17 protein-coding genes and 1 riboswitch are annotated in these 20766 nt (G+C 46.9%); of the genes, 11 read left to right on the top strand and 6 right to left on the bottom strand.

Translation table 11 applies throughout. The features are described 5' to 3' along the window. The first annotated feature begins 10 nt into the window (after positions 1-10). Together DNHGIG_RS18750 and DNHGIG_RS18745 are read left to right on the top strand one after the other, a co-directional pair. Positions 11-1303 carry a ribonuclease H-like domain-containing protein gene (locus DNHGIG_RS18750; RefSeq protein WP_282201034.1) on the top strand — a complete coding sequence of 431 codons (1293 nt, stop codon included), beginning with the start codon at positions 11-13 and terminating at the stop codon, positions 1301-1303. 123 nt (positions 1304-1426) lie between these two features. Further along, positions 1427-1556, top strand: a riboswitch (cyclic di-AMP (ydaO/yuaA leader). Further along, the gene (locus DNHGIG_RS18745; RefSeq protein ID WP_282201033.1) at positions 1555-2244 is read left to right on the top strand and encodes a C40 family peptidase; all 690 of its coding nucleotides are present in this window, start codon (positions 1555-1557) and stop codon (positions 2242-2244) included. (Overlaps the previous riboswitch by 2 nt.) A 151-nt stretch (positions 2245-2395) precedes the next feature. Here the strand turns inward: DNHGIG_RS18745 and DNHGIG_RS18740 are convergent, their stop codons facing one another. Both DNHGIG_RS18740 and DNHGIG_RS18735 read right to left on the bottom strand, forming a co-directional pair. Continuing rightward, positions 2396-2701, bottom strand: a complete 306-nt coding sequence (locus DNHGIG_RS18740) for an AzlD domain-containing protein (protein ID WP_282201032.1) — start codon at positions 2699-2701, stop codon at positions 2396-2398. Further along, positions 2698-3459, bottom strand: a complete 762-nt coding sequence (locus tag DNHGIG_RS18735; RefSeq protein WP_282201031.1) for an AzlC family ABC transporter permease — start codon at positions 3457-3459, stop codon at positions 2698-2700. The genes DNHGIG_RS18740 and DNHGIG_RS18735 overlap by 4 nt, the downstream gene beginning before the upstream one ends. Positions 3460-3540: 81 nt before the next feature. Between DNHGIG_RS18735 and DNHGIG_RS18730 the strand changes: the two genes are divergently transcribed. Further along, positions 3541-4095 carry a helix-turn-helix domain-containing protein gene (locus tag DNHGIG_RS18730; RefSeq protein WP_282201030.1) on the top strand — a complete coding sequence of 185 codons (555 nt, stop codon included), beginning with the start codon at positions 3541-3543 and terminating at the stop codon, positions 4093-4095. A gap of 372 nt (positions 4096-4467) precedes the next feature. On the opposite strand, the gene DNHGIG_RS18725 is transcribed toward DNHGIG_RS18730, so the two are convergent. Continuing rightward, entirely contained in the window at positions 4468-5271 is an 804-nt protein-coding gene (locus DNHGIG_RS18725; protein WP_282201029.1) for an ABC transporter ATP-binding protein, read from the bottom strand. A gap of 21 nt (positions 5272-5292) precedes the next feature. After that, positions 5293-6489 carry a tryptophan synthase subunit beta gene (gene trpB / locus DNHGIG_RS18720; RefSeq protein WP_282201028.1) on the bottom strand — a complete coding sequence of 399 codons (1197 nt, stop codon included), beginning with the start codon at positions 6487-6489 and terminating at the stop codon, positions 5293-5295. A 290-nt stretch (positions 6490-6779) separates the two neighbouring features. On the opposite strand from trpB, the gene paaX reads away from it, so the two are divergent. After that, complete coding sequence (paaX, locus tag DNHGIG_RS18715; RefSeq protein WP_282201027.1) at positions 6780-7610, top strand: phenylacetic acid degradation operon negative regulatory protein PaaX; 831 nt, start codon at positions 6780-6782, stop codon at positions 7608-7610. Positions 7611-7658: 48 nt separating this feature from the next. Here paaX and DNHGIG_RS18710 read toward each other — a convergent pair whose 3' ends face one another. Further along, a complete protein-coding gene (locus tag DNHGIG_RS18710) occupies positions 7659-8429 on the bottom strand; it encodes a TatD family hydrolase (RefSeq protein ID WP_282201026.1) in 771 nt (256 codons plus the stop codon). An 800-nt stretch (positions 8430-9229) separates the two neighbouring features. Here DNHGIG_RS18710 and acnA point away from each other — a divergent pair. Together acnA and DNHGIG_RS18700 are read left to right on the top strand one after the other, a co-directional pair. Further along, positions 9230-11953: an aconitate hydratase AcnA gene (gene acnA / locus DNHGIG_RS18705; RefSeq protein WP_282201025.1), complete on the top strand. Its 2724-nt coding sequence runs from the start codon at positions 9230-9232 to the stop codon at positions 11951-11953. Positions 11954-12299: 346 nt separating this feature from the next. Continuing rightward, positions 12300-14114 carry a DUF2334 domain-containing protein gene (locus tag DNHGIG_RS18700; RefSeq protein WP_282201024.1) on the top strand — a complete coding sequence of 605 codons (1815 nt, stop codon included), beginning with the start codon at positions 12300-12302 and terminating at the stop codon, positions 14112-14114. A gap of 41 nt (positions 14115-14155) precedes the next feature. Here the strand turns inward: DNHGIG_RS18700 and DNHGIG_RS18695 are convergent, their stop codons facing one another. Continuing rightward, entirely contained in the window at positions 14156-15595 is a 1440-nt protein-coding gene (locus DNHGIG_RS18695; protein ID WP_282201023.1) for an NAD-dependent succinate-semialdehyde dehydrogenase, read from the bottom strand. A 253-nt stretch (positions 15596-15848) separates the two neighbouring features. Here DNHGIG_RS18695 and DNHGIG_RS18690 point away from each other — a divergent pair, with 253 nt between their 5' ends. The 5 genes from DNHGIG_RS18690 to DNHGIG_RS18670 all read left to right on the top strand — a co-directional run bounded on the left by DNHGIG_RS18690 (position 15849) and on the right by DNHGIG_RS18670 (position 20755). Then, on the top strand, positions 15849-16766 hold the full coding sequence (locus DNHGIG_RS18690) for an ATP-binding protein (RefSeq protein WP_282201022.1): 918 nt from the start codon (positions 15849-15851) through the stop codon (positions 16764-16766). Between the two features lie 5 nt (positions 16767-16771). Beyond that, positions 16772-18667, top strand: a complete 1896-nt coding sequence (locus DNHGIG_RS18685; RefSeq protein WP_282201021.1) for a vWA domain-containing protein — start codon at positions 16772-16774, stop codon at positions 18665-18667. Between the two features lie 39 nt (positions 18668-18706). Continuing rightward, a complete protein-coding gene (locus DNHGIG_RS18680; protein ID WP_282201020.1) occupies positions 18707-19498 on the top strand; it encodes an ABC transporter substrate-binding protein in 792 nt (263 codons plus the stop codon). Positions 19499-19564: 66 nt separating this feature from the next. Continuing rightward, positions 19565-19966, top strand: a complete 402-nt coding sequence (locus DNHGIG_RS18675) for a secondary thiamine-phosphate synthase enzyme YjbQ (RefSeq protein ID WP_282201019.1) — start codon at positions 19565-19567, stop codon at positions 19964-19966. 12 nt (positions 19967-19978) lie between these two features. Next, positions 19979-20755, top strand: coding sequence for an NAD-dependent protein deacylase (locus DNHGIG_RS18670; RefSeq protein WP_282201018.1), 777 nt, complete (start codon positions 19979-19981; stop codon positions 20753-20755). The last annotated feature ends 11 nt before the right edge of the window (positions 20756-20766 follow it).

Here is a 20766-nt window from a genome sequence, read left to right as displayed (position 1 = left end):
ATGAAGCGGAATGAGAAGCTTACGTGAACGGTTAAAAAGTTATAAGAAGGATATGATCCATCACGAGGCTGCGCCCGCCATCGAATCATTGGCAGAGGAATTCGAAGAGCAAACATCCGTTTTTCCCGAATCCGCGCTCGAGTCTGTGCTTCCGGGATGCGAGGAGATGACGCCGTATGGCCCTTGTTATTACCGCGATGTTCGCTTCGACGTACTGACAGCTCATGGACATTACCCGTTAGCCCGCACGCTCCACCTGCCCTTAGATGTTTTCTATAAAGTGTGCAAGGTGAAGGACGGGCCGCATGAGTGGGATGAGGTTTGCTTTTTTGATACAGAGACAACAGGACTTGGATCGGGTGCAGGAACTTTCATTTTTCTGTTCGGAATCGGCTTTTATGAAGAAGATGAATTCGTCATTCGTCAGTATTTTTTGCGTTCCTATACGGAAGAGCGAGCGCTTCTCTGGTCACTAGCCGAACTGCTGAAAAGGTTTCGGGTCATCGTTTCCTTTAACGGAAAGGGATTTGATTGGAAATTACTAGAAACTAGATTTTCGATGGCACGTCTGCAAGTACCGTCTGTGATTCATCTGGATCTCCTTCCTCCTTCCAGGCGGTTGTGGAAAAAGATTCTTGGTAACTGTAAATTGACGACTATAGAACAGGAAGTCCTAGGATTTTCACGCAACGATGACATTCCGGGTAAGAAGGCACCCGAGATATTTTTCGCGTACTTGTCGGACGGAGATGCCCGTCCTCTTGTAGGGGTATTTACACATAATGTCCATGACATTCTGACACTTGTAACGTTATCTGCACATATCGGAATGATGGTGGAACATCCGTTACATATGGCGACACATCCTGAGGAATTGTTCGGTTTAGCACGCTGGTACGATGAATGGCTGCAAGGTAAGACGAGTGAGGCTTGTCTGGTGAAAATCGCCGAGATGGATGAGACGAATGAATATGCGAGGGAAGCCATGTGGAAGCTTTCCCTTTTTTATAAACGGCTCGGTCAATATGAAAAAGCGGTCTTGCTCTGGCATGAGTTGTTGGATGGACATGGAATGTGGCAAACCGCACCGCGGATAGAACTGGCCAAGTATTATGAGCACAAGATGCGCGACTATCAGCGCGCCTTGCGATTCACAGAAGAAACGATCGCATTGCTGCAAGAAAAACGCTCGCTCGTTCGTTCTCTGTACATCGATCACGAATTGAAAGAACTGTTTCATCGGCATAACCGTCTCAAGAATAAAATGAGAAAAGCGGTAAACGACAGTGTTCAACAGCGATAGACATAAGGCTCCTGGCAAAAGGGAGCTTTTTTTGTTTCATTTGAAAAAAAGTGGCGAGAAAAGAAGGAATTTGGCATTTTTTCGCGAATTTTAGTAGAGCAGAGAAATGTGATTTCAAACCAGATAGAAAATTTGCCGAATCTGACAGACGGTCAGTACGGGGGACGATTTATTGGGGTGAATCGCTTGCATGCGTAGGGGACCTCTACCCGAACCCGACAACTAACCTCGGAGGCACAGGAGGAATGGAAGTGAAGAAAGGTGTCAGAGCTCTACTATTCGCAGGTACGATTGGAGTATCTTTTCTCACCGCATCGACAGCCATGGCTGCGGAAACTGACTGGAACGTCCTGCTGAAGAAAGGTTCCCAGGGAGAGAAGGTCATCGAATTACAACAAGACTTACGCTTGTTAAACTATTTTACATATCCAACAAATACAGGATACTATGGCGAAGTTACAGAAGAGGCGGTCAAAGCGTTTCAAAGGGATCATGGTATTCAAGTCAACGGGATGGTCGGGAAAACAACCGGGACATATATCGAAAAGGAACTGAAAGCAAGAGGCCTGGATACAAATTCTATCCAGAAAGCGAATGTTGTTGAAATCGCTAAAAAATACCTGGGTACCCCCTATCAATATGCGGGTATGAGCCCATCCGGATTTGACTGTTCCGGTTTCGTAAAATATGTATATGCACAACGAGGTGTCGATTTGCCGCGTACTTCCCAAGAGATGTATAACACGGGAACAACGGTTTCCGATTTAAAGCCTGGCGATCTGGTATTCTTCTCTACATATGAACCGGGTCCTTCACACGTAGGGATTTACATAGGTGATAACCAATTTATCTCTGCAACGAGTTCCAGCGGTGTGAAAATCGATAGTTTTAGCAACCAATACTGGGGACCTCGTTATATTGGGGCGAAGCGAGTGATGTGATTTCATGAAATTCACAGTTGCGTGTGCGGATTGGTTTTCAATGATTCAATGACGTGGGGGTAGGAGTAGTCACGTTTTCATCCATGGACTCCTACGAAGCAGGCGGCTCACCTGGCAGGTGGCCGCTTTTCTGTTACTTAGGTTGCGCAACTTACCCGATGACCATTTTCCAGAAGAATGCCCCCATGATGCCCACAAGTACAACTGCCATAACATTTGCCCGGAAAAACGCCAATACGACCGAAAGGACACCGCCAGCAATCGACGATGCTATGCTTCCTGTCGAACTGAGTATTCCGGGAAAAATGAGTGCACCCAATGCTGCGAAAGGAATCAATTGAAAAAATCGGTTTAGAAAAGGAGGGAATCGTACATGCTGTAATAAAACCATAGGAAGCATGCGAGGCAAATATGTTACGAGTCCCATTCCAATCACGAGTAACCAAAGATGTTTCATGACTCATCTACCCCTTTTGGAAATAGTAGGGAACCGATGATAGCGGAGATAATCGTTGAAATGATGATCTCCCATCCGCCAGAGATACCGGAGAAGAGTGGTACCCAATGAAGGATCGTTTGCATTGTCATGGCACAGAGAGTGACCACGAAGATGGGCAGTGATTTTCGCAATGAAGGGATTAATAAGCCAATAAACATGGCATACAAAGCGATTCCCATACTGGATTGAATCGACTCGGGTAGGCCAGCAGCAACGAACAATCCCGTCCAAGTACCAAGATTCCATGCGCTAAAAGCTGTCAGGTTGAGACCCAATAGAAATACAGGATGTAAACGTTGTTCCTTCTGCAAAGAGGCGACGGTGAATGTTTCATCGGTGATCCCAAATGCTAAAAGTGCCATCCAGTTTTTTGAAGTCCCTTTATATATCCTTTGAGAAATCGATGCAGTCATGAGAAAATGTCGTAAATTCAGAATAAAAGTAGTCAAAAGGATTTCCCAAGGTGTGGCGCCAAGTGAGAGTAATTGTACGCCAACAAATTGGCTTGCCCCGGCATAGATGAGAAATGACATCATCATGGTCGCATACGTGGGGACTCCTGCAGATTTCGCAACGAGACCGAATGTAATTGCGATAGGTATATAACCGACGGCGATCGGCATCCCTGTTTTCACGCCTTGGAAAAACTGTTGCCGATGGTAAAATCGTATGTTTCTCCCTTGTAGATCGATCGTTTCTTTTGTTTCCGCTTGCATAGACGTACCCTCCCGCATAAAGTATAATATATTATACTTTAGGTACGTTATATTAAACAAGAGGGGGAGGATGGGGGCGCTTTGGAGCACATTCATATCAAGATCGGGAAAAACCTGCATCGTATACGCAAAAACCGGGGATATACTCTTGACAAAGTAGCTGAACTCACTGGGGTTAGCAAAGGAATGTTGGGACAGATCGAGCGAGGGGCAACGAGTCCAACGGTCACGACATTGTGGAAGATAGCCAGTGGACTGAATATATCCTTTTCTTCCTTGATCGAAGAAGAGAGTCCTGCTGTTTCTGTCATATCCCTTGCAAATATTCGTCCACTTCTTGAAGAGGATGGAAAATTTCGCGTGTATCCGATGTTTCCCTTTGATCAGAAGAAACGGTTTGAAATGTATACTCTCGAACTTGAGCCAGGGTGTCGTCACGAATCGGAAGCACACGGTGCCGGGGTTGAAGAGTATGTGCACGTATCACAAGGTGCATTAGATATCATCTACGAGCAAAAAACTTATACGATTCGTCAGGAAAGCGCGATCCGTTTTTTGGCGGATAAACCCCACACTTACTATAATGGGACGGAATCGGTCACGCGTGCACAACTACTGATTTACTACGGCTTGTGACGTACAGTCCATACATATGTACAAAAAACTTCCTCTTGCGAGTGAGGATGTACTTTCATGAAACGCTTCCAAAGCTGCCTCATACCGTAAGCGGCGGCGCCATCAGAGATGAAAAGTGTCTTGCCTGTAAGAGAAGTTCAAGGCAGTCACCAGACACGAAGTGATTTTTGGGTGGATGGTATCGCTTTGCAGCGCAGAGGTGAGTTGGAGGTCGTTCCGCAACTTCTGTTCTGAATCTTGGCGGAACGACCTTCATCGAACCCAAGCGCAAAGCGATACATCCACCTAAGTACTCATCTTCAATCACCCAGCACGAGTTTCATTATAGGAATGGAATTCTATGTAAAAAGCGGGGCTTTAGCCCCCGCTTTTTTAAATGAGTGTTTTTTTAAAACGATGAGCGTGCGTTCGTAACCACGGACGTCCATCTAACCACTCGATCGTTACATCCAAATCGAAAATGGCTCCAAGGTTTTCGCTCGTGAGTACTTCCTGTTTGGAACCGCTTTGTGCGACCTTTCCATCCGATAATAAGAGCACATGTGTAAAAATAGGAAGGATTTCCTCGATATGGTGTGTAACGAGTATCAATGTGGGCGCATCTTCATGGTTCCCCATCTCTTGTAGCGAGTGCAAAACCTGTTCGCGTGTGCGGACATCCATTCCGAAACAAGGTTCATCGAGAATGAGGAGCTTGGGGGAAGTTATTAATGCACGAGCGAGCAGCACTTTTTGCTTTTCCCCCTGTGATAGAGTACCGTATCTCTCCTCCGCGAGGTGTAGGCAATCTACCCGATCCAAGATTTCTAGGGCACGAAGATGTTCCGACGGATCCACGCGATACCATAACCCGATGGAAGCGTACTTTCCGCTGATGACCACATCCACGACCCGTTCTCCGGGATGAATCTCTTCACGGAGTGCGGAACTGACCCAACCAATTGATTTTCTGATTTCTTGGATTTCACAAGATCCGTATGTCTGTCCGAGGACGCGAACGGTCCCCGTGGTCGGCCATTGATATCCGGTGATGATTTTAAGCAGGGATGTTTTTCCGGAGCCGTTCAATCCGACGATCGCCCAATGTTCATTTGATTTCACGAGCCAATTGATCTGATTGAGAATGGTTTTGTTTTCCCGTTTCCATGTGACATTTTTGAGTTCGATGACTTGCATCCAGAATCAATCCTTCTTCCTTTACGGTTCACTTCTCAACATTTCGTACACTTGGGCGACATCCTTGTCTCCGCGGCCTGACAGGTTGACGATGATGACCTTGCCTTCTCCTAAAACCGGAGCTAATTTCGTGGCATAAGCGACTGCATGGGCGCTTTCCAGCGCGGGGATGATCCCCTCCGTTTTGGACAGTTGCAAAAACGCTTGCAATGCTTCATCATCGGTTACCGCAATATACTCGGCGCGACCGATCGCTTTATAGTAGCTATGCTCGGGACCTACGCCAGGGTAATCCAGTCCGGCGGCGATTGAATGGCATTGGTCTGCATCATCCATGACGTAACATTTAAATCCGTGAATGATGTCCGGTTTGCCGACATTCAGAGGAGCTGCATGAATGCCCGTTTCAAGTCCTTTGCCGGCAGGTTCGACGCCAATGATTCGAACATTCGGATCGTCAACAAAAGGATAGAACAAACCGATTGCATTCGAACCTCCGCCCACACAGGCGACGATCACATCCGGCAGTCGTCCTTCCTTTTCGAGGATTTGTTCGCGAGCTTCACGTCCGATCACTGACTGGAAGTGGCGTACCATTAACGGATACGGATGTGGGCCGACAGCAGAACCGAGTAAATAAAAAGTATCTTCATGATTTTCCGCGAAATCTTGCAATGCTTCATCGACCGCTTCCTTTAACGTACGGTTTCCGGATTTGGCAGCCACAACGGTAGCTCCAAGCATTTCCATACGGAAGACATTCAGTGCCTGGCGCTTAGTGTCGACTTCGCCCATATAGATTGTGCAGGGAATACCAAATAAAGCGCATACGGTAGCCGTAGCCACACCATGTTGACCGGCACCCGTTTCTGCGATGATGCGCTTTGCTCCCATGCGTTTGGCGAGAAGTACTTGCCCAATCGTATTGTTGATTTTATGGGCACCTGTATGGTTCAGATCTTCCCGTTTGAGATAAATCTTTGCTCCACCCAGATGGTTTGTTAAGCGTTCTGCAAAATAAAGGGGATTCGGCCGACCCACGTATTCCCGCAAATAATACGTAAACTCCTTTTCAAATTCTGGGTCGTCTTTGTAACGCAGAAATGCTTCCTCCACGCGGTCTAAAGCCTTTTGCAGAGGCTCCGGCACAAAACTGCCTCCAAATGTTAGCTCCCCTTCGCCAAATACACCTTTGTCGGTCACACGTACGATGCTCATCGAATCCTCTCCTTAACTCAACACTACGCAAGAAACGATTATGGTACCGTTTCCGTGCGTCAATCTGATTTTTGATAGATTTTTTTATCTTTTTAATTATTTCGGAGTACAAAGGCAAATTCCTCTTTTCACTCTATACATGTAGAATTTTGCTGTTTGTCAAGTTCGCGCAAAACGTATTGTAATTGTAGTTGTATTGACCGAATGATGCTAAAAATATAAACTTAAACTATTAATGCGTAAAAAAAACGTTATATGTCTTTTGACATTGACATACGGGGAGAAACTGCATGAAACCTCAATCGATGCTTTTCACAATTTATGGGGAATATGTACGCCATTATGGTGGAGAAATTTGGGTGGGAAGTCTAACACGCCTGATCGGAGAGTTCGGATTGTCGGAACAAGCCGTGCGTGTTGCGATATCCAGGATGGTACGTCAAGGATGGCTGGTTTCGCGTAAAATTGGCAACCGCTCGTATTATTCCTTGACGGAGCGAGGAAAAAAGCGTTTGAATGAAGCGGCACAACGGATTTATAAACAGCACCCGAATGCATGGAACGGGAAGTGGTGCATCATCAGCTATAATATCCCGGAAACAAAAAGAGCATTGAGGGATCAGTTGCGAAAAGAGTTGGCCTGGATGGGATTTGGCATGCTGGCAAACAGTACTTGGATCAGTCCGAATGACTTGGCGGATCGGGTGAAAGAGATCACCGAATCGTATGAAGTCAATGATTACGTTGAAATTTTCACGTCCGAACATCTCGGATGGAGCAGCCCGAAACAGTTGGTTGAGAAGTGTTGGAATCTTGATGAGATCAATGCCGCATATCAGGAGTTTATCAAACAATTTCAAACTCACTATGAGAATCTGAAACAGAAGATTGAAAACAAAGAAGCAATCTCGGATAGCGATTGTTTCGTAGCGAAGACCCAATTGGTGCATGAATATCGTAAGTTTCTGTTTATTGATCCAAGCCTTCCGGAAGAACTCTTGCCGGATTTCTGGATGGGGAGAGAAGCGGACGAGCTCTTCCGCAAGTATTATGATTTGCTGAATCCCGGGGCGGTTCGTTTCTTTTTGCAAGTCTTCGAGACTGCCCCGGATAAGGAATAACCGCTTGGAACCATCCTTTTTGAAGCTGCTCTTCAAAGAGGATGGTTTTTATTGATTCCCGTAAAACCTCTTAGCATTTGCATTGCAGGTTTCTGATACGGTTTCAAATGACATCCCCTTCAGATCGGCTACCTTCCTTGCAACATCATATAAAAACAGGGGTGTAGTCAATTGGTCCTCAAAGAGATGGCTGTATGGCCACGGGCCATCCGTTTCCAGCATGAGGTTTTGTAAAGGCACTTGACAAACAAGTTGTTGATCACGTTCCCGGTAACAGACTTCGGGAGTCACCGAGATGAAATATCCCGCTTGAATCATTTGCTTTACCACTTTATGGGGAGCTTTCAACCAATGGAAGTGTACTCGACTTACTTTTTGTTCTAGCATCATTTGGAGCGCTTTGGCCGCTTTGTCGTGAACCGCGTGCAAGACGATAGGTAGGTCTTCTTCACAGGCAATTTTCGCAAATATCTCAAGATACTCCAGATAAGGCGAAAGCTTGTTTTCTTCCGCTGTTGGCAATGAATAATGCGGAAGTCCGACCTCTCCAATGGCTGCAATCAGCTGCCGTTCCTGTTTGATAAGTCTAATCAGTTCCTCCAATTCATTTTGGGCCGGCGTGGGATATTCCGGATGAAAGCCAACCGCGGCATCAATAAAGTCCGGGTACCTTAGTTTCAATTCCAATGTATGGTAGGAAGAAGAGAGGTCGGTGGAAACCGCTACGACACGTTGAATCCCCCGTTGCCACCAGTGATCGATCAAGCGGTCTATGTTCTCACGTGCATATTGTGCAAGATGAATGTGCGTATCGATCATGATGCTCCCCCTTTTCCACTTGTAATTTTATAGTTAGTAATCCATTCTGAATGGGCTGCGCCATCAGAGGATGAAAGTGTCTTGTGAGAGAAGAGAGAATTATAGCTGCCAAATGCAACGGAGTGACTTTTGGGTGGATGATATCGCTTTGCAGCGCAGAGGTGAGTTGAAGGTCGTTCCGCTTCCTTTATACCGGTGAGAGGCATATGCTTTGCGCGTAATAGCGACCTTGGAGGTCGTCTTGCAACATTTGTTTATGATTCCATGCAAGACGACCTCCACGGAGCATGAGCGCAAAGCATATGCCTCAATGACGACCTTCATCGAACCCAAGCGCAAAGCGATACATCCACCCAAGCACTAATTATCATGATAGCCTTCCATGCCGTAAGCGGCGTCATCAGATAATGAAAAGTGTCTTTAGGTGGGCGTAATGCTTTGTTTGAAACAGCGACTTTGGAGGTCGTCTCGCAACACTTGATTATGATTCCATGCGAGACGACCTTCACGGAGCATAAGCGCAATGCATATACCCGCTGAAACGACCTCCACGGAGCGCGAACGCAAAGCATACGCCCACCAAACTACACATTTTCATGGTAGCACTAGTTTTTAGGGCAGTGTAGCAAAAATCTAGCATGCTTGTACCGGTTTTCGATTTTTTTCTCGAAGACTATCGAATTTGGTAGAGAAATGAATTATAATATGTGTGCACGGTATCATTCGATAAAACAATGTTCCGACAGATGAAACGATTGACGGGTCGTTTCTCTGTTTCGTAAAAAAGGGAGGTTAATGACGTGTCGACCAAGGATATCTATTCTGTACGTCGTGAACTTCGCGTTGGCGACAAAACTTACGTGTATTATTCATTACCGGCGCTTGCAGAAAAATTTGCAGCCATTTCGAAGCTTCCATTTTCCATTAAAGTCCTTTTGGAAGCGGCTGTTCGCCAATTTGACGGTGTTGCCATTACGGAAGAGCATATCAAAAAGCTGGCAAACTGGAGTGAAGAGCGCGACCTGAATCAGGAAATTCCATTCAAACCTGCGCGTATCGTGCTGCAGGACTTTACAGGCGTGCCCGCTGTTGCAGACTTGGCAGCGATGCGTGCAGCGATGCAACGGATGGGCAAAGATCCGAAAAAAATCAATCCGCTCATTCCGGTGGATCTCGTCATCGACCATTCCGTCATGGTTGATGTTTTCGGCACGAAAGAAGCGCTTGAAGAAAATATGAAAATTGAATTCGAACGCAATGCGGAACGTTATCGTTTCTTGCGTTGGGCGCAAACGGCGTTCGATAATTTCCGTGCGGTTCCTCCGGCTACCGGGATCGTCCATCAGGTGAACCTCGAATACCTGGCATCTGTCGCTGCAACCAAAGATGTAGACGGCGAATTGCAAGTGTTCCCTGATTCTCTCGTAGGTACGGACTCTCATACGACAATGATCAACGGTCTCGGTATCCTCGGCTGGGGTGTCGGCGGTATCGAAGCGGAAGCGGGAATGTTGGGTCAACCCCTTTACTTCGTAACTCCAGAGGTTGTCGGCTTCAAATTGATCGGTACTCTCCCCGAAGGTGCTACAGCGACCGATTTGGCATTGACGGTAACGAATATTCTGCGCAAAAAAGGCGTTGTCGGCAAGTTCGTCGAATTCTTCGGGCCTGGGGTAAGCGCTATGAGCTTGGCCGATCGCGCTACTGTTGCCAATATGGCTCCTGAATACGGTGCGACCATGGGCTTCTTCCCGGTTGACGAGGAAACGCTTAATTATCTGCGTTTAACCGGCCGCAGCGATGAGCAAATCGCGTTGGTGGAAGCCTATTATAAAGCGCAAGGCTTGTTCCGTACGGATGACATGGAACAACCGGTATACTCCGATATTGTTGAACTGGATCTCTCCACCGTCGTTCCTTCTCTCGCAGGTCCGAAACGTCCGCAAGACCGCATCGAATTGACGAACATGAAGCAAAGCTTCAATGAGATTGTTCGGACACCGGTTGAAAAAGGCGGATTTGGACTCACGGAAGACGACATGAAGAAAGAAGTTGTCGTCAACCATCCGAATGGTGAAACAACGAAACTGCGCAATGGTTCTGTTGTCATTGCGGCGATCACAAGCTGTACGAACACATCAAACCCGAGTGTTCTCATCAGTGCCGGATTGCTCGCGAAAAAGGCTGTCGAAAAAGGTTTGAAAAAACCCGCTTATGTGAAGAGCAGCCTGGCACCCGGATCCCGCGTCGTCACCGATTACCTCATCAAAGCAGGGCTGATGGATGCGCTTGAAGCTCTCGGTTTCCATGTGACCGGTTACGGTTGTACCACATGTATCGGGAACTCCGGCCCGCTGCCTGAAGAGGTAAGCAAAGCGATCGCGGAGAATGATCTCACTGTTGCGGCTGTACTTTCCGGTAACCGGAACTTCGAAGGACGCGTTCATCCGCAAGTGAAAGCGAACTACCTGGCTTCACCGCCGCTTGTCGTCGCTTATGCGCTGGCGGGTACAGTCGATATCGACATGGCCAACGAACCGATCGGTTATGGACATAACAATGAGCCTGTGTACCTGAAAGATATCTTCCCGACTGCACAAGAAGTGAAGGAAGCGATGAATGCGGCATTGGATCCGGAATTGTTCCGCAAACGTTACGCGAACGTATTCACAGGCAACGAAATGTGGAACCAAATCGACGTGCCGACGGGAACGCTCTATCAGTGGGATGAGAATTCGACTTATATTCAAGAGCCGCCGTTCTTTACCAACCTGTCTGAAGAAGTAGGCTCCCTTTCGGAAATCAAGGGTGCAAAAACACTGGCTCTTCTTGGGGATTCGGTAACGACAGACCATATCTCTCCTGCAGGTTCCTTCAAGCCAGATACGCCTGCCGGACTCTACCTCCAAAGCCGCGGAGTCGAACCGAAAGATTTCAACTCCTACGGATCTCGTCGCGGTAACCATGAGGTGATGATGCGCGGGACATTTGCGAACATCCGCATTCGTAACCAGGTGGCACCGGGCACGGAGGGTGGATTCACCACATACTTCCCGACCGGTAAAGTGATGACGATCTATGATGCTTCGATGAAGTATCAAGAACAAAATATCCCGCTGGTTGTCATCGCAGGTAAAGAATACGGTACGGGAAGCTCGCGTGACTGGGCGGCAAAAGGAACATATCTTTTAGGGGTTAAGGCGGTCATCGCGGAAAGCTTTGAGCGCATCCACCGCAGCAACCTCGTAGGTAGGGGTGTATTGCCACTTCAATTCGTCGAAGGCCAAAGCTGGAAATCCCTTGGTATCACGGGTCACGAAACATTTGATATCCTTGGTCTTTCTGATGATTTACAACCGGGTCAAACCGTTAAAGTACGTGCAACCCGCGAAGACGGGTCCACGTTCGAATTCGATGTCATCGTCCGTCTCGACAGCGTCGTTGATATCGACTACTACCGCAACGGAGGCATCTTGCAAAAAGTCCTTCGTCAATTGGCACAAGAAGAAACGGTTGTATCCTAATCAAATGATCAAACGGACAAAACCACGGCTCCATGCCGTGGTTTGTTTTTCTCAGGGGGCGAGTGTCTCTTTTTCGTTCGCGGCATAATCTATAGTGCACATGTGAACAGGGAGGGAACTTGCCTTGTATGACAGAACATGTTTCTTGTTGCCATGGGGTTTGTATACCTGCGTTCCGCCTGTTTTTCCTCCATATGCCACTCAATGGATACCTATTAGGGAATGTTGCTATCCAACCCCTTTCCTGCTCTACGCTTTCCAGATTCCCACTCTTCATATCACCAACCACATTCGTGTCGGTTTTCAACCTTCGCGACATGAATTGCCATGTCAGCAAATAGACGTTATGAAATCCCAACCGGTGAACGAAAAGCGTTATGCTCTCATTCGCTTGGAAGATGTGGGACCGGGCGGGTCATACCGTACGCTCGAGGATCTAGGGAAGTTGCGTGCGATTTTCACCTATCTCAAGGAAGAGAATGTTCCTTTTCAAGTCGCGGTGATCCCGAGATGGAAAAACATACAGCCTGACGGGACTTGGTACAATAAAGGAATTGATGATTCCCAGCCGGATGATTACATGGTGAAATATATTCATCTATTAAAAGATGCGGAACGCTGTGGAGCTGTACTCGGGATGCACGGGTATACACACCAATACGGCGAGACTCGAAGTGAAGACAATAACCAAGACAGCGGAATCGGCTTCGAATTCAATGTGAAGAACGCCCCGGAAACAGACACTCCTGCATTTGCTTGGGAACGTTTCACCAAGAGCCTGGCTGCCTTTAAAAGAGCGGGTTTACGCCCAGGTTTCTGGGAATCCCCTCACTATCACCACCTGCGGGAACAGGAGAAGGTTTTTCAATCGTTAATCGGTGTGATCTATCAAGCGGATGTGGAAGCGCGCGCTCAAAAAGGAGTCTTCTTTGACGAGGGGGAAAATCATTATGGGCGAAAAACGCTCGGTTCCGTTTTTATTCCCACACCTCTCGACTACATAAACGAGGAGAACACGGTAGAAAAGGTGATCGATAAACTACCAACGCTTGAAGGCCTGGCTTCGATGTTTTTTCATCCATTCCTCGAATTCCCGTATTTGCACGAAGTAAAGGATACGCAAGGGAATCCGGAGAAACGGGAGGGGATCCCTGTCTACATGTATAAAGGGGAGGACTCCCCTTTACATCGGCTGGTCAGTGGGTTTCGTACGCGTGGGTTTCAATGGGTATCACTCGATCGAGTCGTTCCTTTCTCTCCGGCACACCGTATTGATCTTCCTGTTGGTACAAAAGCGTCTGCTCTTCTTTTTGGCGATGTGCGCGGTGTGGGACATGCTGATGTCGTCGTTTGTGCAAAAAACGGTGTCTTGGTTATTCCTGGAGTCTATCAATGGCCAAGGAACCGCCCGCAAGAGGCTGCACAAGTATGGCTGAAACATTCGTTTTTGCCGGACGAAAAGATGTTCCTCATGGATATCAACAATGACAAGAAACAAGACTTGGTGACTTATAACCGTAAAATGGGTGAAGTGCGTGTGTTTTACTCGAACGGGATGAATTTTCATGCGCCTGTTTCGTTCGGAAAATTACCGTCTGGTCTTGACTTTCTGCAACCTTTCAAACAAAACGGTAGAACCGATCTCATCGGGGTGAACAATGGGGAAGAAGTGATCATCGCAAAAAAGGAAGGAATGCGTTTCAGGACGATCGCTACCCATCTGCGCATTCCCTCCGCATCTATCATGTTCGTGGGTGACCTCAACGGGGACCGATTTGATGAAGTGATCGCATGTTCCCCGATGGAGAAGACGATCTTCGTATATCCAAACGACGGTGGACAAATACGATTGCTCCCGTCATGCCTATGGTTCTCCCGCGCAGAGAGGGAGAGGCAAGTGATGATCGGCGATACGAATGGCGACGGGAAAGCCGAGATGATTTTGTATCATCCGGAAGAAGGATCATGGGCAATCCACCAAATCGACACCAGATTCCGCTTTTCATCGCATCCTGTGGTGTTTGGACCATGGGCACGCGGAAGACGAACTGCTTTCACTGCCGATTTTGACGGAAACGGGAAATGGGATCTCGTTTCGTATGATGAAACCAATCACGCTTTGGATCTCGCCTTGTCGTTTCAGCTCCCCAGTGAGTCATGAGGATGTTTCGAAATCGAGCCGAAACCGCAAACGATTCGTTTCTAAATCTGAACCGATACATATTTTATTTCAAGAAACTCTTCCAAGCCGTATTTGCCGCCTTCACGTCCTAAACCGCTTTGCTTGAAGCCGCCGAACGGTGCTTGTGCAACGGAAGGAATCGGGTCATTGATTCCGACAATCCCATATTCCAGCTTTTCCGACATGCGTACCGATCTTCCAAGGTCTGAAGTATATACGTAAGCGGCAAGCCCATATTCCGGATGGTTTGCCAGTTCCAAAACCTCTTCTTCCGTACGGAAGGAATAAACAGGTGCGACCGGGCCGAACGTTTCTTCTTTCGAAATCAACATATCGCGAGTCACGTCAGCCAAAATCGTCGGCTGATAGAAATGACCATGTTTATATTTGTCATCCAGTAATCTCTGTCCTCCACATACAAGCCGCGCACCTTTTTCTAAAGCGTCTTGCACATGACGTTCAACCTTCTCGACCGCGTCCCGATTGATCAATGGTCCGATCTCCACACCTTGTTGCTGACCTTGACCTACTTGTAATTGTTCTACTTTGGTTCGAAACTTTTGCAGGAACGATTCAAGGATGGACTCTTCTACGAAAATTCGGTTTGCACAGACACACGTTTGCCCGGCATTGCGGAATTTGGAAGCGATCACACCGTCAACCGCTTGATCGAGGTCGGCATCAGAGAAAACGATGAAAGGTGCATGTCCTCCCAATTCGAGCGAGACGCGCTTCACCGTGTCCGCCGATTTGCGCATCAGCAATTTTCCTACCTCTGTAGAACCTGTAAACGTAACCTTGCGTACAAGCGGATGAGAAAGGAGCAGGTCGCTCACTTCCCGGGGATCGCTTACCGTCACCAGATTGATGACTCCTGCAGGGAACCCCGCTTCTTCCGCCAATTGAACCAAACGAATAGCAGTGAGTGGAGTTTCTTCCGACGGTTTAACAATGACAGTACAACCGGCGGCAAGTGCGGGCGCGATTTTACGCGTGATCATTGCGGCAGGAAAATTCCAAGGCGTGATGGCAAAAACAGGACCTACTGGCTGATGAATGACTTGTAAGCGTTTGCTCGAGGAGGAAGCCGGAATGAGATCCCCGTAGATTCGTTTCGCCTCCTCCGCATACCAGAGGACGAAATCCGCCGCGTAGAGAACTTCCCCTTCGGCTTCTTTCAACGGTTTTCCTTGTTCTGTTGTCATAAGATTAGCCAATTCGTTCGCGTGTTGTACGATGAGCTGATACCATTTATACAACAAAATGGAGCGTGTGCGGGCGGTTTCTTGCGACCAGGATTTGAATGCCTGATAGGCCGCTTCCACCGCCAGCTTGGCATCATCTGCGGAAGCGTCAGCCACTTCACCGATGATTTCGCCGGTAGCCGGGTTTGTTACGGGGAAACGCTTTTTGTCGGCAGCCTCGCGCCACTGGCCGTTGATATACAGACGATGTTCCATAACGGATACCTCCTTGCACTTGATGGGATGGAATCACACTGAACGAATCTTATGTATTTCGACTCCCTTTTATTTTACATCAAAAACAAAATATCAGATATAATTTGAATGAAATTTCGCACACCAAAGAATATGAGTGACTCGAATTTCATTTATGATATGATTGAAGCATGAAAAAGCCCTTGATTTGACGGGCTTTTCTTTTATACGGTCATTTGAACGCAACGAGATTGAAATGGAAAGGAACGGATTCATGCCTGCAGAATTATTTCCAGAAGAATTATACGAATTGAAGATTCCTGATCATGTACGCGCTAAAATCGAGCACTGGCACACGGAGCGAAAAAGTCTTTTATCTGAAGAAGAGCGTCTGCTTGTGGGTACACCTGGTTATCGGACTCCGCACGAAACGGTGTTATTGGATGCCGTTCTCGCGCTTTATCTTGGCAAAAATGTCTTGCTGAAAGGGCCGACAGGGTCGGGGAAAACAAAGCTGGCAGAATTTCTATCATACCTTTTCTGTCAACCGTTACATTCGGTCAATTGCTCGATCGATTTGGATGTGGAAGCTTTGCTAGGCTTTAAAACCATCGTTCATCGAAATAACCAGCCTCTGGTAGAATTTGTTCCTGGTCCAATCATCAAGGCGATGAAACAAGGGCATTTCCTTTATATCGACGAAATCAATATGGCAAAGCCGGAAGCATTGCCGATCCTTAACGGGGTTCTCGATCATCGGCGAATGATCACAAACCCGTTCACAGGAGAAGTTGTACGCGCAAAAGAAGGTTTCGGCGTGATCGCCGCGATTAATGTCGGTTACATCGGAACGGTTCCGTTGAATGAAGCGTTGAAAAATCGTTTTGTTGTTATCGATGTTCCGTATCTGCAAGGGGACTCGTTAAAACAATTATTGCGCAATCGTTCTCTATTGAAAGATGAGAATTTGCTCGAACTTTTTGTCCGTTTTTCCGCAGATCTGCTTGTACTCACAAAGATGGGACAGCTTTCGGATGATGTTGCTTCCGTTCGAGCTTTGATCGATGCATGTGATCTGTCTGTATTCCTGCCTCCCCTTCGTGCCATTCAACGGGCGATTATCGATAAGCTCGAGGACGAACGGGAACAAGCCGCCGTACGCAATCTTGCCGAAACATTATTCTGGGAGTGACTTCGGTGGATTCATTCTTGCGCATGCAACTATTGGATTTGGCACGAACGCTCATGCAAAGTGACGATTTACATTTGGACGTATCTTATCATTCTTCGCTTCATGCGGAGTGGGACACATTGTATATCAGTCAATTTTGGAGCGATTATCCGGCGGACGACCAATGTTCGGGGATGAAAAGCGATGTGTATTTGCGCTGCATTGGAAGCGCCTGGTTTTCCAATACGCTTGATATTCGCATTTTCCTGGAGCGAGTGTCTGCATGTCCTTTACCGCGCTTTGCGAAAAACTTATTCGCACTCTGTGAGGATCTTCGTCTCGAAAAAATCTGTAAACGTGTTCGTCCGGGAACTGTTCGCGTGTTTTCGAAACGTAGAAGACTCTATTCGGACTATTTTAAGAAACAGACCCGCGTGCATCTCATGAGAAGGGAAGAAGCGGATGCTCTATTTGCGTCGATTTATTTGTGGCATGCAACCGCAAGGATCGACCCTGAATTGCCTGACTCTCTTTTAAACGTTTTACAACAGACGCACCCCTGGTTGGAACGCGTCAACGAAACAAAATCAACCCAAGAGGTTGCCAGCGTGTGTCACGAGATCGTCGATATCGTTTGCTCGGCCATCTCGAAGGATATGGTTACTTCCTATTTTTCCACACATGCATATAACGGAACGGAAAAGCCGTTCCATCAAGCGATACAACCAAGTGAATTTATGGAAGAAATCAGACGTCGTAAGAGACTGAAAAACGACGACAAGACAAACGTATCCCACCAGGAAGATAGCTTTAAAGCGAAGGAAAAACTTCCGACTTGGCATCGGGAAACGAAGGAACAAACGCAGGGATTTCTGCAATTTGAACTGGAGCAAGGAGTACCAAGCGATCGTATGAGCGAGACGGTTCGCGAATCCGATCCAGGGGATCAAGCGATGGCACTGGTACAAGGTTCCACACGTTTCTCGCAACAAAATGATTATTCGGATAATGAGCCACTCATGCAACAGTTAGCCGATCGAATGGCAGGAGAATCAGAGGATTACGGAGAAATCAATCGTTTAGCGAGGTCTGTGTTTCTAGATCCCGATCTTCCTTCTTCGGAAGATATGTATGCATATGCTCAAATGGTGGAACAGATCACCCCTTTTCAACGAAAGCTGATGCGCAGCATTCAAATGACACTCGAGCAGAAAAAAACGGCGAGTGAAGAAAAATTGCCATTTGGGCGGTTGAGCAAAAAACTCACACACATGTTCACAGATCAACAATTGCGTCTCTTTTATAAAAAAAGGAACCCGATCCATCAAATCGATGCTGCTTTTCTGATGTTAGTCGATTGTTCCGCTTCCATGGCGAATAAAATGTATGAAACGAAATTGGGAATCACACTCTTTCATGAAGTGTTGCGCTCTTTACGAATTCCTCATGCGATTGTGGGTTACTGGGAAGATTCCGATCATGCGTCCGATGCAGACTATCCGAATATGTTTCAGGTCGTTATCGATTTTCCATCTTCTTTATCGCGGAAGAGTGGACCGAATTTGCTGCAATTATCTCCGGAACAAGATAATCGGGACGGTTACGCGATCCGCGTCATGACTCGCTTGTTGCAGCAACGGAGCGAAAAGCACAAGATCCTGTTGGTTTTCACAGATGGTGAACCCGCTGCCACAAATTACAGCGATGACGGAATTCTCGATACGTATCAGGCGGTTTTGCAGGCACGTCGCCTCGGTATGGATGTGATCGGTATTTTTTTGGCGAACGGGGAGATCAGTGAGAGTGAACGGCAAACGATGCATAACATATACGGCCCTTATAGTCTCTTGGTGCCACAGGTGGAAGAGTTGCCCCATCATTTGACACCCGTGTTGCGTAAACTCTTAGTGAAAACGATTTGATGGAGGCAGGTTATTGAATACGATCAGTGGGGTGCATCCATGAAAAAAATATTCAAAGATCATTTGCAAAGAACCATTGAGTTTGAATTTCCGCCTCGAAGGATTGTATCCTTGTGCCCGTCGATTACTGAAACGTTATTTGCTTTGGATCTTGAGGAACAAATTGTAGGGAAAACGCGGTATTGTATTCATCCTGAAGACAAAGTAAAGCAGGTGACGAATGTAGGCGGGACGAAAAAAATACAAGAAGATCTCATCAGAACGCTGAATCCCGATCTCATCATTGCGGAAAAAGAAGAAAATACAAAAGAAATGGTCGAATCTCTTTCACGCGATTTTCCCGTTTTTGTCGCAGATGTAGAAAATTACGCGGGTGCGCTCCGCTTGATTCGGGATCTAGGCTTTTTGACGAACAGGGAAGAGAAGGCGCGCCATTACGTCGAAGAGATTGAAGAACAGTTTAAAAACATGCCGAAAGTTCGAGATTGCAAAGTCGCTTATCTCATATGGAAAAAACCGTTTATGGTTGCGGGCAATCACACATACATCCATTCCATTCTTGAAACATGCGGTTTCACGAATGTGTTTAGGGACTATGAAGGAAGGTACCCATCTGTCACAGAGGATGATTTGAAACAAGCAGCTCCTGATTTTCTGTTTTTACCATCCGAACCTTTCCCTTTTACGGATTCGCATAAGGATGAGTTGCAACAGTTATTCCCTGAGATGAAAGTGATTTTAGTCGATGGAGAAATCTTTAGCTGGTACGGCGTGCGCATGATGAAGGTGCCTTCGTATATCAATCAATTATTACGGGAGATGCGGATGTAATCCCTCTGTTTAAGGATTGATCTCACCTCTCCAGCGTCAGAATAATTATCGGAAAGGAACGTTCGTATGGTGCATAAAATGACCCTCCAATCATCAAAAAGGGATGAGTTCATCGAGATTACGGCGAATGTTGCGGAAGTGGTAAGAAAAGAGAACATCGATGAAGGGATTGCTATCGTTTACTGCCCGCACACGACCGCTGGCATTACGATCAATGAAAATGCGGATCCTGATGTAGTACGCGACATGTTGATGAGATTGGATGAAGTCTATCCCTGGGAACACGAAAAATACCGCCATTCGGAAGGGAACTCTGCTTCTCACCTAAAAGCAAGCACGATGGGAGCTTCGCAAACGGTTCTGATCGAAAAGGGTCGTTTGATTCTTGGAAGGTGGCAGGGGATCTATTTCTGTGAATTTGACGGGCCGAGACATCGGACGGTCTACATCAAGGTCATCAAGGGATAAGCGGGGGAGATCATGAGCATCGACGTTTCTTTTCAACAACTTGCGGAATGGATCGAACATGCGAAAAAAATCGTCGTTCTGACAGGAGCGGGCATCAGCACGGAATCGGGGATTCCTGATTTTCGTTCGCAAGATGGAAGATGGACAAAATACCAGTCGATGGAACAGGTGATTTCCAGAGACTTTTTTAAACGCGATCCCGAACGTTTCTGGTCGGCATTTAAAGAGATCTTTCAACTCAAGTTAATGGGAAACTTTTCTCCCAATTTCGGTCATTTGTTTTTTGCGGAACTTGAAAAAGGCGGGAAAGATGTAACCATTTTGACACAAAATGTGGATGGTCTGCATCAATCGGCAGGGAGCACTCGCGTATATGAGTTGCATGGAACCTTGCGGACATCTTATTGCCCGAAGTGTCAAAGCCAATATCAGTTACAGGATATCAATCAGCAAGATGTCCCTCGTTGCCAAAAGAGAATTGATAACGAAACGATTTGCCACACGATATTAAAACCTTCCGTGGTGTTGTTCGGCGATATGGTGAGACATATGGAACTCGCGGCGGAAGAAGTCGCCTGTGCCGATTTGTTTGTTGTCGCAGGCTCATCCTTACAAGTTTCACCGGTCAATTATTTGCCGCGAATCGCACAAATGAATCATCGTACAAAAAGTGTTCTCATTAATAAAGAAAAAACCGAGATGGATGAGCTGTTCGATCTGGTGATTCATCGTCCGATTGGGGATACATTACGTGAGGTCAAAAAATATTTGTCTGATTTACTTTTGTAAAGGGGAATTCC

It is taken from the genome of Collibacillus ludicampi, from assembly GCF_023705585.1.
GTDB lineage: Bacteria > Bacillota > Bacilli > Tumebacillales > BOQE01 > Collibacillus > Collibacillus ludicampi.
This window is presented reverse-complemented; position numbering and strand designations above follow the sequence as displayed.